General features: G+C 53.1%; 9 protein-coding genes and 1 pseudogene. 6 read left to right on the forward strand and 4 right to left on the reverse strand.

Annotation, left to right across the window (positions count from 1 at the left end):
* Nucleotides 1-6: 6 nt before the first annotated feature.
* The 4 genes from C7120_RS05685 to C7120_RS05700 form a co-directional block, all read right to left on the reverse strand.
* Nucleotides 7-1371, reverse strand: coding sequence for an OmpA family protein (locus tag C7120_RS05685; protein WP_107620725.1), 1365 nt, complete (start codon nt 1369-1371; stop codon nt 7-9).
* A 116-nt stretch (nt 1372-1487) separates the two neighbouring features.
* The gene (locus tag C7120_RS05690; protein WP_107621405.1) at nt 1488-2075 is read right to left on the reverse strand and encodes a hypothetical protein; all 588 of its coding nucleotides are present in this window, start codon (nt 2073-2075) and stop codon (nt 1488-1490) included.
* A 35-nt stretch (nt 2076-2110) separates the two neighbouring features.
* Entirely contained in the window at nt 2111-2971 is an 861-nt protein-coding gene (locus tag C7120_RS05695; RefSeq protein ID WP_199220672.1) for a hypothetical protein, read from the reverse strand.
* Between the two features lie 188 nt (nt 2972-3159).
* The gene (locus C7120_RS05700; RefSeq protein ID WP_199220673.1) at nt 3160-3420 is read right to left on the reverse strand and encodes a hypothetical protein; all 261 of its coding nucleotides are present in this window, start codon (nt 3418-3420) and stop codon (nt 3160-3162) included.
* Nucleotides 3421-3781: 361 nt separating this feature from the next.
* On the opposite strand from C7120_RS05700, the gene C7120_RS05705 reads away from it, so the two are divergent.
* The 6 genes and pseudogenes from C7120_RS05705 to C7120_RS05730 form a co-directional block, all read left to right on the forward strand.
* Nucleotides 3782-5050 carry an ATP-binding protein gene (locus tag C7120_RS05705; protein ID WP_107620726.1) on the forward strand — a complete coding sequence of 423 codons (1269 nt, stop codon included), beginning with the start codon at nt 3782-3784 and terminating at the stop codon, nt 5048-5050.
* 34 nt (nt 5051-5084) lie between these two features.
* Nucleotides 5085-7946 (forward strand): ATP-binding protein, encoded by a 2862-nt coding sequence (locus tag C7120_RS05710; protein ID WP_107620727.1) that lies wholly within the window; start codon nt 5085-5087, stop codon nt 7944-7946.
* 386 nt (nt 7947-8332) lie between these two features.
* Nucleotides 8333-9727: a DUF3945 domain-containing protein gene (locus C7120_RS05715; RefSeq protein ID WP_107620728.1), complete on the forward strand. Its 1395-nt coding sequence runs from the start codon at nt 8333-8335 to the stop codon at nt 9725-9727.
* 34 nt (nt 9728-9761) lie between these two features.
* The gene (locus tag C7120_RS05720; RefSeq protein WP_107620729.1) at nt 9762-11894 is read left to right on the forward strand and encodes a type IA DNA topoisomerase; all 2133 of its coding nucleotides are present in this window, start codon (nt 9762-9764) and stop codon (nt 11892-11894) included.
* A gap of 139 nt (nt 11895-12033) precedes the next feature.
* Entirely contained in the window at nt 12034-12465 is a 432-nt protein-coding gene (locus C7120_RS05725) for a DUF1896 family protein (RefSeq protein WP_107620730.1), read from the forward strand.
* Nucleotides 12452-16747 (forward strand): annotated as a pseudogene (locus tag C7120_RS05730) (DNA methylase); the annotation flags it as partial. The gene C7120_RS05725 and the pseudogene C7120_RS05730, both read left to right, overlap by 14 nt.
* Nucleotides 16748-16862 lie beyond the last annotated feature (115 nt).

Genomic DNA, 16862 nt, shown 5'->3' on the forward strand with positions numbered 1-16862 from the left:
GGTTGTTTACATTGTTGTAGCTTGCTTTTCCACCTTTATGGTTACCCTGCGCCCTTCGGCGGCAGGCTTGCCGTTGCGCTCACCGATGGCTGTCTGCGGGTGCAGGTCGGCCCTGTTGAAGCCCTCCCTTACGAGAGCCTCGACCACACGGGCCAGGCGACGCTCGGAGAGCTGCTGGTTGTAGCCGTCTGCGCCCGGCGTACTGGCCTCGGCCACGAGGGTAAGCCTATGGCCGCGCACGCTACGGGCAAAGGCTTTGAGGTGTTCAGCTTCCTCACGGCTCATATAGGAGCTGTTGTGGGCAAACTGCACGAAGTGCGAGGGCTGCACGGTGGCAGGAGACTCTGCTTGTCTCTCTTCACAGTCGGTCAGGCGGCGTTGCAGTTCGGCCTGCTGCTGCTCTGCCCGTTGGCGGTCTGCCGCTTCGCGTTCGGCGCGTGCCTTTTCCGTTGCCACGTCCTGTTGTAGAGCGTTCACGCGATCGTTGAGCGCGGAGAGTTCGCCCTCGTAGTAGGCTCGCTGCACCTTGGCACGGCTCGCCACGAAGTTGTAGCGTACGGTGGCAAGGGCGAAAATGAGGTTCTTCGGGGCGATGTCCTTGCGATTGAGAAGCCAGTCCGCCTCGCCTTTCAGTCCGAGGGTGAAGCGACGGCTCACGTCGGCCTCGATGTGGAGCGAGGCGGGAACGTAGAGCGTGTTGAACTTCTCGTGGCGGTTCGTCGTGCGCACGTTACCCGTGATGGTTATCTCCGAGTCGTTGCCGATGGTCGTACCGTCACCAATGGGCGTGGTCTGTCCGCCCTGTGTCTGCGTGTTGCTGATGTAGATGCCGTACTCGTTGCCCTTGGCAAAGGTGTAGCCTACGCCCGTGCCCACCCAAATGTTCAGCCACTGTGCGCGGCGGCGGGGCCACAACTCCATCAGGTTGAAGCCTACGCCCAGCTTGGCGTTGTGGTAGTTCATCAGGTAGTTGCCATACACCTTGACGGGCATCGTCTTGGTGTCGAGCGTGGAGAAGCGCTGCTCACGGCGGTAGCGCGACCAGAGATACTCGGCACCCACACGCACCCACGAGCGGATGGTGAAGTCGATGCCGCCGCCCACGGCGGGCGACTGTTTGTAACTGCGTTTGGCATCGAGGTTCTGATACCACACGTCGCTTGCCCACGACAGTCCGCCCTGGGCGTAGACGCTCCAGGTGCGGGTGCGCAGCTCGCTGTTTTGGTCTCGCGGCGGCTGTGTTCCACCCCCGTCTGTGGCCTGCGCCTGTGCGCCGACGGTTACGGTTGCGGAGAACAGGACGCAGAGACCCACTCGTGCCCATCGGCCGCTGAGCGGCGGAATGAGCGGTTTCGTTCGTCTTTTGTTCATACTTGTTGCTTGAATTAAAATAAAAGAGTTAATGATATTATCGTCTTGTCTCACATAATTATAATAGGCCGCTTGTGAAGATACCCATGAGCCGTTGCCAGAGGGAGCGGCAGAGGTTACTTCTTTAATTTCGTCATCGTGCCGCTGTAGCTGGCGGTGATGGTGTGCTCCTTACCGTCCTCGCCTTTTACGCGCCCGTTTTTCAGCACAATCTTCATTGTGCCCTCTACATCGCCAATCACGGTGAGCGTGCCACTTACGAACACGGGGTAAAAGTTTCCGTCTGGATGGGGGATATTGCTAGGACGACCTTCTGTGGTGAAAAGATTTTTGTTCTTCGACATAATGTAACTTAGCAACCAATAGGGCCCGTCGCGTTCAGGTTCCTTTTTTGCTAAGTCGATGGCACTGCCGGTGATGTGGAGCATCTTGTTTACCCCCACAGTCAGGTATTCTTCACCCTTGGCATCAAGATTGAGGAAAAGGTAGTAGTTGCCATAGCCTTTGTCGTCATATTCGGCAGATAGCACGGGCTTTTCTACACCGTCGAGGGTGACGGTGTTGGCCTTGAGCTCGGGTTCCGGGTCGGGCTTCGGGTCGTCGTTGTCACTCGAGCAGGCGGTGAACGCCATGCTCATCATCACTACTGTGGCAAGGGCGAAAGCTGCTTTCGCTACTGTTGCCGAAAACTGTTTTGTTGTCATGTTCTTTATCATTTAAAGTGTTTTGGTTTTGTGTATCATTTCACCACCTTGCGGCCATCTACGATATAGATGCCGGCGGGGAGGTTGTCGAGTGCACCGTTGAGGCGCATGCCGTCGAGGGTGTAGATGCCGCGCTTGCCCTGCGGTGTGTCAGCCGTTACGGAAGAGATGCCGGTGGGCGCATTGCCCGGAACGATTTCCACCTCGCTAGGGTAGGTATAGTTATCGGTGCCCAGCAGTTCGTAGCAGGTGCTGTTGCTTCGCTTACCGAACCTCACGCCGGCGGTGCTGATGTGGCAGTTTTTCAGCTCATAGGATTTGAGATAGGTGATACCGGACTCCTTCCATCCCCAACCGCCCGTGGCGCCTTTTACCTTGAGCGTGGCGTTGTCTACCACGAGGTTGAGCGTCTCCGTATTGTCTCCGTTTTTATAGCCGGCGATGCTCCTTCTCTTTCCCTGCACGTCGAGCTTGCAGTCTTTGATGGTGAGCGTGCGGGGGGCTGCATAGTCATTCATATAGATGGCTACGTTATTCTCGCTACGCGCCGTGAGCGAGCCTTTGCCCGAAATCTCCACGTTTCCACCACGCCAGTAAAGAAAACTACCATTGGACTTCACGCTATTGCTGCCCTCGAGCACGATTTTCAGGTGGGCAATGCCCTCGCACGAGATGAAGTTGTCGGATACGTTCTCTGCTTGAACATTCTTCAGGGTAAGCGTGGTGGTGGCTTGGTTCCACGTTGCCGTGCCTCCGCCGAGCGGGATGGTGGCATCGGCGGTGTACCTGTTGCCGCAGAAGCGGAAATACTGCGCCTTTACCGGCGTTGCTGCCATGATGCCCATCAGGGCGATGGCGAATGATAGGATTGTTTGTCTTAATTTGTTGGTCCTCATAATTACTGGTGCCCCCTTAGACCTCTCTTTGTGAGGAACGCCGTGTCGGGGACTTGGGCGTTGGATTGTTATGATTTGTTCTTTGTCTTATCTTGTCCGGTTTTGCTTGACGGTGCGACTGAACAATGCGGAAAAGGAGAGTTGCCGCACCTTATTATATATAGTCTTCGTCTTATATATAGTCTTCGTCAGACGGCGAAGAACTTCACGATGCGCTGCCACAGCGTGCGCTTGGGCTTGCGGTCGGGAGGCTTGCGCCCCGTACCCTCGGGCGGAGGATTCTCGGGATGAGAGTTGCCCTCGGTTTTCACTCCGTGGCGCTCGAACTCAATGTCTATCATCTCGCGGATGGTGTCAAGGAGTTGCATTCGGTCTTCCGAGAACCGCTGTGCCTCATCGGACTTCCGCCGTCGTTCTTCTGATTGTATTTTTCTTTCTGTTTGGTTCATAGCTCATCTGTTTTTCTGTTGCGAAATTAAAGATGAAACGATGGGAGGGGACTATGCTAATCGGACAAAAAACTATTCTAATCGGACATTCTGCACCTGCCCCAATTATTCTAATCGGACATTTCAGGATTGTAACTCACTGATACTCATAAGAAACCCATGAATAGTTTTACATCTTTTAAGAGATGGGTACTTTGGGGCTCAGAGACAGGTCTTTTCGCATTTTATGATTGATTTAGGAGCAGAAGACAATGAGCCGATAAAAGAAATATTTGACGAATTATGGAAGTTTTCTCGGTATTGTATTGCAGATTATGGAACTTTTCACTATCTTTGCAGGCAGTTAAAACATCATGATAACATGGATGCAAGAAGACTGATAACCATCTTTTCCGACCAAAAGGAAGAATTGCTGTCACACAACTTGTCGCTGCTGTGCGACAGGATGGAGGAAGGGCAGCTCTCGCCGTCGAGCAACCTTGCCCAGATTGTGATAGGTGTGCGGAGAAGCGGAAAATCCACTCTGTGCGAGAAGTTCATACGGCAGCAGGGAGTGGAATTTGCCTACGCCAACTTCGACGACGACCGACTGACAGGGCTGGAAACCGGAGATTTCGACCGCGTGCTCGATGCCTTGTATCAGCTATACGGCGATTTCAAGTATCTCTTCCTCGATGAGGTGCAGAACATCAAGAGCTGGCAGCTGTTTGTCAATCGGCTGCTTCGCCAGAAAGTGCACCTGTTCGTCACGGGATCCAACTCCAAGTTGCTGAGCAGCGAACTGACCACCCACCTGACGGGACGGCACAACAAGGTGGAGCTCTATCCGTTCTCGTTTGCCGAATATGCCACGATGCACGGCGTGGAGCTTCGATCCCTCTCTACCAAGTTTAAGGCCCTGCGCAAAAAAGCCCTGCATGAATACCTGACGGACGGCGGTTTTCCCGAACTGCTGAACGAGCAGAACAAACGGGGATACATAGAGGCGCTGCTCAATTCCATCATCAAGAACGACATTGCCCGGCGGTTCCGCCTGCGGCATGTGGAGGTGCTCCGGCGGATGGCAACCTACCTTGCCGACAATTTCTGTCAGGAGTTCGTAGCTACGGATCTTGCCCAGATGTTCGGTGTATCGAACCATACCATAGAAAACTACTATTCCTATCTGAAGGAAGCATTCCTGCTTCTGGGTGTTCCCAAGTTCTCCTACAAGAGCCGGGAACGCGTACGAAACGAAAAAGTGTATGTCGTGGACGTGGCTTTCGTGTCGGAGCGCAGCGGCACCTTCTCCACCGAGAACACGGGATGGCGGCTGGAGAATGTGGTCTATGTGGAACTGCTCCGCCGCTACCGCCCTGAATATGCCGACGTGTTCTACTACCGTGACAAGCAATGGGAGGTGGACTTCGTCATCGCCAAGGGCGGCAAGGTAGAACAACTGGTGCAGGTATCCTACGACATCAGTGCAGAGAAGACCCTGAACCGTGAGATCAACGCCCTGCTGAAAGCCGCTACGAAATTCCACTGCGAGAACCTGCTTCTCATCAACTTCGACGAAGACCGTGAGGTAGAGAAGAACGGACATATCATCCGTATGGTTCCTGCCGCCGAATGGTTGACCCGACAATAAACACACTTATGAATAAATATAAAATGTTATACTTATGCAGCACCACAAACGCGGTCTTAAAGCCTCCTTACAGCCTCTCTATGAGCCTTTTAGTGAAACGTGGGGTAAAAACCTCCGTTTGATTTTAAGCGCGTTAACGGCGTTTATTTCAGTTTGTTTTCTACTCGTTTCGTGCGGGAGAAAGCCTGTGTCATTCACCCCTGACGAACGCAAGGTGGCGGACAGCATCGTGCGCTCCACCCACGGCATCAATTCACTCGCCTCGCTGCAAAAGCGGTTGGAAAGCGAGGGCGACAGGCTCGGCAGCATCATCGCCCTGCGGGAATGGGGCAAGGCATTGCGCAACGAGAGCCGCTTCGAGGAAGCCCTGAACGTACACAGCAAGGGACAGCAGCAGGCGGAAGCCATCGGCGATACGCTTGAGTGGGTGCAGGCGCTGAACAACATCGGCACCGACTACCGGCGGATGGGCGTGCTCGACGTGGCGCAGGAATATCATTACCGTGCATGGACGCTCAGCGAGGAATGCACCGACACCTCATTCACCGCCAGGAAAAACCGGGCAATATCACTCAATGGACTGGGCAATATCTACATGACACTGGGCAACTACGAGCGTGCCGACAGTGCGTTGCGCCTTGCATTGAAAGTCGAGCAGCAATTACACAGTACATTGGGGCAAGCCATCAACTACGCTAACCTCGGCTCCATCTTCGAGCATCACGGAGAGATAGACTCGGCGTGGGTGTATTACCGCAAATCTATGGCGCGAAACCAAGAGGCGGGCAGCACACTCGGCATATCGCTCTGCCACACTTATTTCGGTTCGCTCTACAAGAAGGCACGGCAATACGACAAGGCAACCGAGGAATACGAAACCGCCTACCGCCTGATGAAAGCCTCAAAGGACGAATGGCATGCCCTGAATTCGCTCATTGCCCTTGCGGACATCTACCATACCACCGGCAACAACGCAAAGGAGATGGAATATCTCGGCAAGGCGAAAGCGATAGCCGAACGCATCAAGTCGCCGGAGCATCTGACGGAAATCCATACCTTATATTACAAGCACTATAAACGGACGGGCGACTACCGTACGGCCTTGTCCTCCTACGAGCAGGCTACCGTCCTGCAAGACAGTGTGCTGAACATGGAAAAGGTGAACCGCATCCAGAACACGAGCCTGAACATCGAGCGCAACCGGCAGGCGAGGGAGATGAACGAGGCACGGCACAAGCTGGAACAGGAACGGGCGACGCGCTATGTCGGCTTTGCTATTCTGGGAGCTGTGTTGCTCGCCTTGTCAGGAGTATTGGCAATCGTACTTTATACCAACCGATTGCGCCGCCGCAGCCACCTGGCATTGAAAAGACTGTCGGCCTTGCGAGAAAACTTCTTTACCAACATCACCCACGAATTCCGTACACCGCTCACCGTGATACTCGGACTGAGTCACGACCTGCAAGATGCCGAAACGGAAGCGGTCAGGGAAAGCGCTCGGACTATCGAACGGCAGGGTAAGGGTCTGCTCACGCTCATCAACCAGCTTCTGGACATCTCGAAAATCAAATCTTCCGTGGGCAATCCCGATTGGTGCAACGGCAACATTACGGCTCATCTCACCATGATTATAGAGACCTACCGTGACTATGCCCGCAGCTGTAACATAGACCTGCACTTCCTTGCCAAAGAGGCGGTGGAGATGGACTTCGTACCCGACTATGTGAGCAAGGTAATGAACAACCTGCTCTCGAATGCCTTCAAGTTCACGCCTGAATATGGAAAGGTAAGCGTGTCGGTATGGCGCGAAAGCAATTGCCTTTTCTTGGATGTAGCCGATACGGGCGAGGGAATGGACAAGGAGACACTGTCTCATGTCTTCGAACCTTTCTATCAGGCAGAGACCGATGCGCGAAACATCGGTACGGGTGTGGGGCTGGCACTCGTCAAGCAGATTATCGACGCAGTGGAAGGCTCCATCACGGTAGAGAGCACGGTAGGAAAAGGCACGACATTCCATATCCATGTGCCGATTCACAATGACAGCAAGCGAAAGGTGGCCCATGAAATGATTGACAGCACCCCGCTCCTGCCCGAAAACGAGGCAACGCCTGCCGATAGTGAGAGTGAGGACGGCCGGTGCCGTCTGCTTGTCATTGAGGATAATCGCGACATTGCCGCCTATATCGGTTCGCTCTTTGCCGACCGCTATGACGTTTCCTATGCTTCCAACGGTAAGGAAGGAATGGAGAAGGCGCTCGACCTGGTGCCCGACCTCATCATCACCGATCTGATGATGCCCGGCATGGACGGTCTGGAAGTGTGCCGGCAAGTACGGGGAAACGAAATAATCAACCATATCCCTATCATCGTCGTTACGGCGAAGATCACGGAGGAAGAACGTATCAGGGGATTGGAGGCAGGGGCCGACGCCTATATTGCCAAGCCGTTCAACGCCGACGAGCTGCGCACAAGGGTGGAGAAGCTGCTCGACCGTCATCGCCTTCTGCGTGACAAGTTCAGCAATAGTACTGATACGGACAAGGAGCAGAAACTCACGGATGCAGAGCGACGCTTCCTTGCCAAGGCGGTGGATTTCATCTATCAGCTCTTGGACAAACAGCACTTGGAGGTGAACACGCTGGCAGAGAAACTCTGCATGAGCCCACGACAGCTGCACCGTAAACTCGTTGCCATTACAGGCGACTCCCCCGCCTCATACATGCTGAAGATAAAGATGCAGAAGGCACGAAACCTGCTGGAAACCAAACCCGGACTTACGATTGAGGACATCGCCGATCGTTGCGGTTTCGAGCATACGCCCAATTTCTATAGTGCCTTCAAGAAGACGTACGGCGTCACGCCTATGGATTATCGCAGGGGAATCGGCATTTGAACCCACATAAGTCGTAGATAACAGCATTTTACATTAATGTGAGTTCGACGAATTTATCGGTTGCTTCATCTTGTGCGAAACCGCTTTCATACCCCATAAACAGGGTGTGCTTATACCCCACTCGTGGTATGCATTTATAGAGCACTCGTGTGGTACAGCATCATCTCATTCACAAACAAATACAATTCGTGTTACATTAAAAACGATTTCCTACCGAACGAACATGTTCACGCACATGTCCCGTTCGGTATTTTCTTTTTTGTAATGCCACTTCCATCCATATCGAAGCCACAAGTACGCAGTTATCTCAAACCTCTAACATACACGGTTTCTTTGGTTTACTTTTGTCCGTGCACCGCTGTTGGTGCCATTAAATACATTATAATATGGACGAAAAAATCAAAGACCAAGAAGTCCTTTTGGTCAAGGATCAGAAGGGCGAAAACCTCAAAGCCGTCACAGGAACAGACGAGAAAGGCGATCTGAAAACCGTTCCGCCCACCGCCGAGCATGAACAGAGCTTCCTGAAGTTCGACAAGCACGGCAATGCGCTGGAGGACTTTCTTTCCAACTTCATGCGGCAGTTCAAGAACCCCACACCGCTGAACTTCTTCAAAGTTCCCTTTGAGAGTGCCGTTGCCAGTGCACGCGTACTCTCGGAGATGCTCAAAGCACCGGATGTCCCCTCCAATAAGGAGATGCTGGACTCTGCCCGTGTCAATCCTGCGGACTATGCAGGAGAGCAGAAACAGTCCTTCCAAGGCATTGACCCCGACAAGGTGAGATGGGAGCAGTTCGAGCAGATGGGCGTAAGCCGTGAGAGTCTGGAAAAAGGCAAGCATCTTGATGACCTGCTTCAATACCGCAAGACTCCGCTTGTTCCCATCAGCATTAAAATCGGCGAAGTCTCCCTCTACACCGATGCCCGTCTTTCTCTGAAAGCCTCCGGAGACGGTACGTTTATCCCCGTCGTCCATGCCATCCGCAAGGAGCCGCAATTGGAGCGTGAGTTCTTCGGGCATACCTTCACCGACGAGGACAAGAAAGCCCTCAGAGAAACGGGCAACCTCGGTCGTACCGTGGAGCTGACCTTCCCCGGCAAAGATGAGCCGACCCGCAGTTTCGTAAGCATTGACCGCTTGACGAACGACATCATCGCCCTGAGTGCTGACCGGGTACGCATCCCCGATGAAATCAAGGGCGTGAAGCTTAGCGATGAGCAGAAAAAGGAACTCTCGGAAGGCAGAAGCATCTATGTGGAGGGCATGACCTCCAAAACGGGCAAGCATTTCAATGCCAACCTCCAATTCAATGCCGACAAGCGGTCTATTGAATTTCGTTTCGGCTCTCCCAAGCAAGGACAACGCCAAAGACAAGCTCCCGAAGGACAGGAACAGTCAGAGCAGAAAGAACTGCGTGTCCCCAAGAAGATGCTGGGACGCGACATCTCTTTCGAAGAGCAAGCGAAGCTCAAAGCTGGCCAGACGGTCTATATGACCGGGCTTATCGACAAGAAAGGAGAGCCTTTCAATGCCTATGTGCGTCCGAACTTTGAGAAGAACAAGTTCGACTTCCTCAAATGGAATCCCGACAAGTCCCAAGCCAAAGAGGTAACTCCCGACAATGCTTCCCGCACGCAGGTCGCCGTCAATTCCGAAGGCAAGACCAACGAAGCTACCAAGCATGTGAAGGAGCCGCTCAAGCAGGGACAGACAGAGCCTACCGCCCAGCAAGAGCAGAAGGAAGAAGAGAAGAAGCGTTCCAAGGGAATGAAAATGTAATCCGCCACCACTAATATCCAAAAAGTAAGAACAAATGAAAGTCATTATAGCAGAAAAACCGAGCGTCGCTCGTGAAATCGCCCGTGTCGTTCGGGCAACCAACAGGAAAGAGGGTTATATCGAAGGAGGCGGCTATGCCGTCACGTGGGCATTGGGACACCTGATAACGGCAGCCATGCCCGAAGCCTATGGCATCAAGGGTTTCCGCAAGGAGAACCTGCCGATTCTCCCTCCCGTCTTTACCCTTATTCCCCGTCAAATCAAGGAAGGGAAAGGCTATAAAGCCGATGCTGCGGCAGTCGCCCAATTAAAAGTCATTGAAAAACTCTTCCGAGCGTGCGAGGGCATTATCGTCGCCACCGATGCAGGACGTGAGGGTGAGTTGATCTTCAGGTTCATCTACGAGTATCTCGGCATTGCCAAACCCTTCGACCGTCTATGGATCAGCTCGCTTACGGACAAAGCGATCAAAGAGGGGCTTGCCCATCTGCAAAGCGGAGCGGCGTATGACAATCTCTATTATGCCGCCCGCGCCCGCAGCGAAGCCGACTGGCTGGTGGGCATCAATGCCACCCAAGCCATATCCATTGCGGCAGGGCGAGGCACTTACTCCTTGGGCAGGGTGCAGACTCCGACCCTCTGTATGGTCTGCTCCCGTTTCTTGGAGAACAAGAAGTTCGAGCCACAGCCATTCTGGCAACTCAGCCTTTCCGTAAAGGAAGGTGATGAGAGCTTCCGTTTCTCCTCTGCCGACCGCTGGTTCGATAAGACGACGGAAGCCACCGCCCTGTACGAGAAACTCAAACAGGCTCCTTATGCCACTGTAGAAACGATTGTGCGCAAGGAGACCAAGCAGGAGCCACCGCTTCTGTATGATTTGACCACCTTGCAGAAAGAGGCGAACAGCCGGTTCGGCTATTCGGCGGAACAAACCCTTTCCTTGGCTCAGAAACTCTATGAGAAGGCATACATCACCTATCCTCGCACGGGCAGCCGATATATTCCCGAAGATGTCTTTGCCGAAATACCTGCCCTGATAGCCTTTTTACACGACCATCCCGTCTGGGGTGTCCATGCCCGCCGACTGACCGAACTTAATGCGCATTCGGTGGACGGCAAGAAAGTGACCGACCACCACGCCCTGCTCATTACGGGCAAGAAGCCGATAGACATATTCGGAGAGGAAGTAGTCATCTACGATATGATAGTCGGACGTATGCTCGAAGCCTTCTCCGCCCGATGCGTGAAGGATGTCAGTACGGTTACTGCCGCCTGCGAGGATGTGAAGTTTATCCTCAAAGGTGAAATCATCAAGGAAGAGGGTTGGCGTGCCATTCTCAAAAACAGCAAGAAGAAAGACAAGGAACAGCTGGAAGCCGAAGAACGGGAAAGCCGTGAAAACGGAGAAGGCATCATCATCCCCCAATGGGAGGAAGGTAAGCAACTTCCGCTCTGCGCTTGTTCCTTGGCACAGGGAACGACCAAGCCCAAGCCCCTGCACACGGAAAGTTCGCTGTTGGCAGCGATGGAGACGGCGGGCAAAGAGTTGGAGGACGAAGAATTGCGTGCGCAGCTCAAGGATTGTGGTATCGGCACGCCCGCTACCCGTGCCGCCGTCATCGAAACCCTCTTTGCACGCGAGTACATGGTGCGCCAAAAGAAGTCGCTCGTCCCTACTGAGAAAGGACTTGCTGTCTATTCCATCGTTAGGGAAATGAAAATCGGTAATGCCGAGATGACCGGACAGTGGGAAGCGGACTTGGCGAGAATCGAACGGGGAGAGTTGAAAGAGCAAGAGTTTCGCAAGGACATCGAAAACTACGCCACACAGATTACCGACGAACTGCTCTCCTCCAAAATCCTCTTCCCCAAAAAACAGAGCGACATCCATTGCCCCAAATGCGGCAAAGGCTCACTGGTCTTCTATCCCCGATGTGCCAAATGCTCTGATGCCGATTGTGGGCTGACGCTTTTCCGCAGCGTGGCAGGCAAGAGCCTCACGGACGAGCAACTGACGCAGTTGGCGGTAAACGGAGAGACTGGCATCATCAAGGGCTTTACCTCCAAAACGGGCAAGAGCTTCGAGGCTTCTCTCTCCTTGGACGGAGAGTTCAAGACGGTCTTCATCTTCCCCGAGCGTAAAAAACCGGGCAAATCCCGAAGGTAAATCCCCGTAATTTGCTAATTTTGCCACTGAATGATGCGGTCATAAACAATCCTGTTGTTTTTACTGCGGATTTTAGTGGTGGCACTCGGCGGGGACGTCGAGTGCCTTTGTATTATATACCTCACTAAAATCATTCAAAATGACAGCCATTCATTTTTCATACTACGAGCTTTCCCTGCTCTCTTTTCTTCGGGAAAGCCATCCCGAAAAAGCCGATGACATTCCCTTCGTCAAAGAGCGTGCGGCAGCCGCTTCCGAAGTCTATGCCGAAGCCTTCGATACCGGTCTTCCCATAGCCGAATGTATCGGCATTGCCAATAAGACGCTCTATGCGGGTCTGCACTTTTCCCGCCACGATACCATCTCTTCTGTTCTTTGGAATGAGTTCTCTGCTGAAGTGCCGCTTGAAGCTGTCAGGGAGACCGCTATCCGCCTGCGCCCGCTCTTAGAAAGCATCTTCGCCAAGTATCCTATTTCGGACGAGTTCGCCTATATGCCCGAATACAACTCCCTCTATACGGAGATTACGGGTTTTGTTCAACTAAAACTCGAAGAAGATGGCAAGTTATAACAAGAAGGAGCATCTAAGGGCGAACATAGAAGCCATCAAGACGGTCTTTGCCCTGCATCGGGAACAACGCACGGCAACGGAGGAGGAAATGGAGGTGTTGCGGGCTTATACGGGCTTCGGGGCTTTGAAGTGTATCCTCTCTCCCGCCAACACGATGGAGGACATCGCCCGATGGAACAAGTCGGAGTTGGAGCTATTCCCCTTGGTGATGGAACTGCATCGCACCATTCGGGATAACACTGCTTCCGAGTCGCAATACAAGAGCTATATGCAGAGCCTGAAAAATTCCGTGATGACCGCTTTCTATACACCTGCATCCGTAGTACGGGAGATTGCCGCTTCCTTACGGGAGGCAGGCATCGTCCCCCAACGCATCCTTGACCCTTCAGCGGGAATGGGCGAGTTCATCCGCTCTTTTGACGGCATTGCAGCCGAAGGGCATACGACTTTCGGTTTCGAAAAAGACATCCTTACAGGACAGATGCTCTCCGCTCTGCATCCCGAAGACAATATACGCATCCGAGGCTTCGAGGAAATCGAATCCAAGTTCGGAGGCTATTTCGATGTGGTCAGCAGCAACATTCCTTTCGGAGATGTGGCCGTCTTCGACCCTGTTTTCAGCAAGACGGACGAACCTGCCCGAAAGGTCGCCCGCATGTCCCTGCACAATTACTTTTTCGTCAAGGGGGTGGATATGCTCCGCGAAGGCGGTGTGTTGGCATTCATTACCTCGCAAGGCGTTATGAACGCCCCGACGAATGAACCGGTACGGGAGTGGCTGATGAACCATACCCGCCTTGTTTCGGCAGTCCGTCTGCCCAACAATCTCTTCTCGGAAAATGCAGGGACGGAAGTGGGCAGTGACCTTATCGTCCTGCAAAAGCAGAGTGGGAAAAAGGAACTGACCGAAGAAGAGCAGCGTTTCATCAAGAGCGAGAAACGCCCCAGCGGAGTACTGTTCAACACCTATCTGCGAAGCATGTCGCAAATCGTGCATACCGAGTGGAAGCAGGACACCGACCCTTACGGCAAGCCTGCCATTCTGTTCCATCACGAGGGCGGAGCAGAAGGCATCGCCACCGATATGGGAAAAATCCTGCGGGCGGATTTAGCCAAACGCTTGGATATGGCATTGTACCAAAAGCATATCTCCATTCAGGAGCAGCCCAAAGTTTCCGTTCCTCCCGAAGTCAAGCAGCAAGAAGCAACGCTTACGCCTGTCGCTTCGACAGAGGAGCAACCACACCAAGAGGTGGGGCAACCGAGAGAGGAACAGCCGACGGAGCAATCCCGAAGCAGTGTCACACCGCAGGTACAACTGCTCGACCTTTTCGGCAATGTTATCCCGGAAGAAAAGCCCAAACGTAAAACTGCCGCAAAACAGAAGCTTGTCGCTTCACCTTCCCTATTTCCCGAGGTTTCCCAAAGCGGCGAGACGGCACACGGACTGAAAGACAAGAACGAACTATGGTGGCAGCAGGACAAGGAGAAAGGGATGCTGCCACGTCCCTATGAGGGTTTATGGCACGAACACCTCAGAGAGGGTTCTTTGCTTGGCTCGGACTTTCAAGTGGGCACGCTTGTCCGTGATATGGAGGACAACCGCCTATTTCTGCCCATAGACCTCCCATCCCAAGAGCGGCAGAAGATGTTGCTCTACATAGATCTGCGTGACGCCTACCACGCTCTCTATGACTATGAAGCGGAACGCAAGGTGGCGAATGAATCCTTGCGACAGAATCTCAATGAACTGTACGACCGTTTCGTGCGGCTGTACGGGCATCTGAACGACCGTAAAAACCACGAGCAGATCCTGATGGATGCCGGTGGCAGGGAAATTCTCTTCTTGGAGCGGAAGGTGGATAAAGAGACGCTCAAAGCCGACATTTTCCATCAACCCGTTTCGTTCAGCCTGCACGAAGTGACAGAGGTGAGCAATGCCCAAGAGGCTCTCTCGGCGTCACTCAATAAGTTCGGAGCGGTGGACACCGAGTATATGCTCTCTTTGCTCCCCGACACCTCCGAGGAAGAGATGCTCTCCGAATTGCACGGCAGGATTTACTACAATCCCTTGGAGGGAGAGTATGAAATCGCCGAGAAGTTCATATCGGGCAATGTGGTTGCCGCATCGGAACGTATCGAACTCTATCTCTTGGAGCATCCGGAAGACACAAGGGCGCAAGCCTCCTTGCAGGCACTGAAAGATGCCATCCCCGAACCGATTCCTTTCGGGGATTTGGATTTCAATTTCGGGGAGCGATGGATTCCCGTAAACCTATACTCCGACTATGTCTCGCACCTCTTCGACACGGAGGTGACGATACGCTACAATTCAAGTGCGGACGAGTATTCCGTGGAAGCACGGTTGCACAATGCCAATATCTGGGACAGGTTCTGTGTGCGGGGACAGCATCGTCGCTACGACGGCATTGCCCTGATGAAACACGCCCTGCTGAATACAACGCCCGACATCACCAAGAAAATCATGGTTGGCGACAAGGAGGTCAAGATACGGGACACCGAAGCCATACAGATGGCGAATGCTAAAATCGACGAGATACGAAACGGATTCACCGATTGGCTGAACGAGCAGAGCGATGAGTTCAAGCAGCGGTTGGAGAAACTCTACAATGACACCTTTAATTGCTTTGTCCGTCCCCAATACGACGGCTCGCACCAGACATTTCCCGACCTCAACCTGAAAGGTTTGGGCATCGAAAGCCTGTATGATAGTCAGAAAGATGCCGTGTGGATGCTCAAACTCAATGGAGGAGGGATCTGCGACCATCAGGTGGGAGCCGGAAAGACGCTTATCATGTGCACCGCTGCTTATGAGATGAAGCGGCTCGGCTTGGCGAACAAGCCGATGATACTCGCTCTTAAAGCCAACGTGCAGGAGATAGCACAGACTTTCCAAACGGCTTACCCGAATGCCAAGCTGCTCTATCCGGGTAAGAACGACTTCACGCCCGACAAACGACAGCGGATTTTCCACGACATCAAGAACAACAACTGGGATTGCATTGTCCTCACGCACGACCAGTTCGGCATGATACCGCAGTCGGACGAGATACAGCAGAAAATCCTTCAGGACGAGCTGGACAGCGTGGAAGAGAACTTGGAAGTTCTGCGTCAGCAGGGACGCAGCATCTCCCGTGCGATGGAGAAAGGACTTGTCAAGCGACAGATGAACTTGCAGGCGAAGCTGGATGAAATCAAGTTCAAGATAGAGAGCCGAAAGGACGACGCGGTAGATTTCAAGACAATGGGCATCGACCACCTTTTCGTGGACGAGTCGCATACGTTCAAGAACCTGATGTTCAACACCCGTCACGACAGAGTGGCCGGACTGGGTAACAGCGAAGGAAGCCAGCGTGCTTTGAATATGCTCTTTGCAATTCGTACCATTCAGGAAAGGACGGGAAAAGACTTGGGAGCAACCTTCCTTTCGGGTACGACCATATCGAACTCCCTCACGGAGTTGTATCTGCTGTTCAAGTACCTGCGTCCCCAAGCTCTCGAAGCCCAGAACATCAAGACCTTTGATGCGTGGGCTGCCATCTTCGCCAAGAAATCGGTGGACTATGAGTTCTCCGTCACCAATGAAATCGTGCAGAAGGAGCGTTTCCGCTATTTCATCAAAGTACCGGAGTTGGCGGCGTTCTACGCTCAAATCACTGATTATAGGACGGCGCAGGACATCGGCATAGACCGACCGGAAAAGAATGAGATTATGCACAACATACCGCCCACTCCCGAACAGGAGGAATTCATCGCCAAACTGGTGGAATTTGCCAAGACGGGCAACGCGGAACTGCTGGGACGTCCCAAACTCTCCGAACGGGAGGAAAAAGCCAAGATGCTCATTGCCACCGATATGGCGAGGAAGATGAGCTTGGATCTGAGGCTCATTGACCCGAACAGGTACGGAGATCATGTGGACAACAAGGCTTCCCACTGTGCCGCCAAGATTGCGGAGTACTACCGGAAGTTCAATGAGCAGAAAGGAACGCAGTTTGTGTTCAGCGACCTCGGTACTTATAAGCCCGGTGAATGGAATCCTTACAGCGAAATCAAACGAAAGTTGGTGGAAGATCACGGCATTCCTGCTCAGGAGATACGCTTCATTCAGGAAGCCAAGACCGACAAGGCACGAAAGACGCTCATTGCAGGTATGAATGAAGGTTCAATCCGTGTATTGTTCGGTTCCACTTCTATGCTCGGCACAGGCGTGAATGCCCAGAAACGTGCCGTTGCCATCCATCATCTGGACACACCGTGGGTGCGACATGAAGTCGCATAGATAATTGTTAGAATGATACTTACGAGTATCAGCTTTAACCCGCTGTTCCGTCAGCGGTAGCCTACCGACCAATGCACCTTAATGTTGTATTAAG

It is taken from the genome of Prevotella sp. oral taxon 376, from assembly GCF_003043945.1.
Classification (GTDB): domain Bacteria; phylum Bacteroidota; class Bacteroidia; order Bacteroidales; family Bacteroidaceae; genus Prevotella.

Excerpts from the sequence above, each read along its gene's own strand:
- C7120_RS05705 (WP_107620726.1), top strand. The coding sequence starts at position 3,782 with ATGGATGCAAGAAGACTGATAACCATCTTTTCCGACCAAAAGGAAGAA.
- C7120_RS05690 (WP_107621405.1), bottom strand. The coding sequence starts at position 2,075 with ATGACAACAAAACAGTTTTCGGCAACAGTAGCGAAAGCAGCTTTCGCC.
- C7120_RS05725 (WP_107620730.1), top strand. The coding sequence starts at position 12,034 with ATGACAGCCATTCATTTTTCATACTACGAGCTTTCCCTGCTCTCTTTT.
- C7120_RS05695 (WP_199220672.1), bottom strand. The coding sequence starts at position 2,971 with ATGAGGACCAACAAATTAAGACAAACAATCCTATCATTCGCCATCGCC.
- C7120_RS05720 (WP_107620729.1), top strand. The coding sequence starts at position 9,762 with ATGAAAGTCATTATAGCAGAAAAACCGAGCGTCGCTCGTGAAATCGCC.
- C7120_RS05715 (WP_107620728.1), top strand. The coding sequence starts at position 8,333 with ATGGACGAAAAAATCAAAGACCAAGAAGTCCTTTTGGTCAAGGATCAG.
- C7120_RS05685 (WP_107620725.1), bottom strand. The coding sequence starts at position 1,371 with ATGAACAAAAGACGAACGAAACCGCTCATTCCGCCGCTCAGCGGCCGA.
- C7120_RS05700 (WP_199220673.1), bottom strand. The coding sequence starts at position 3,420 with ATGAACCAAACAGAAAGAAAAATACAATCAGAAGAACGACGGCGGAAG.
- C7120_RS05710 (WP_107620727.1), top strand. The coding sequence starts at position 5,085 with ATGCAGCACCACAAACGCGGTCTTAAAGCCTCCTTACAGCCTCTCTAT.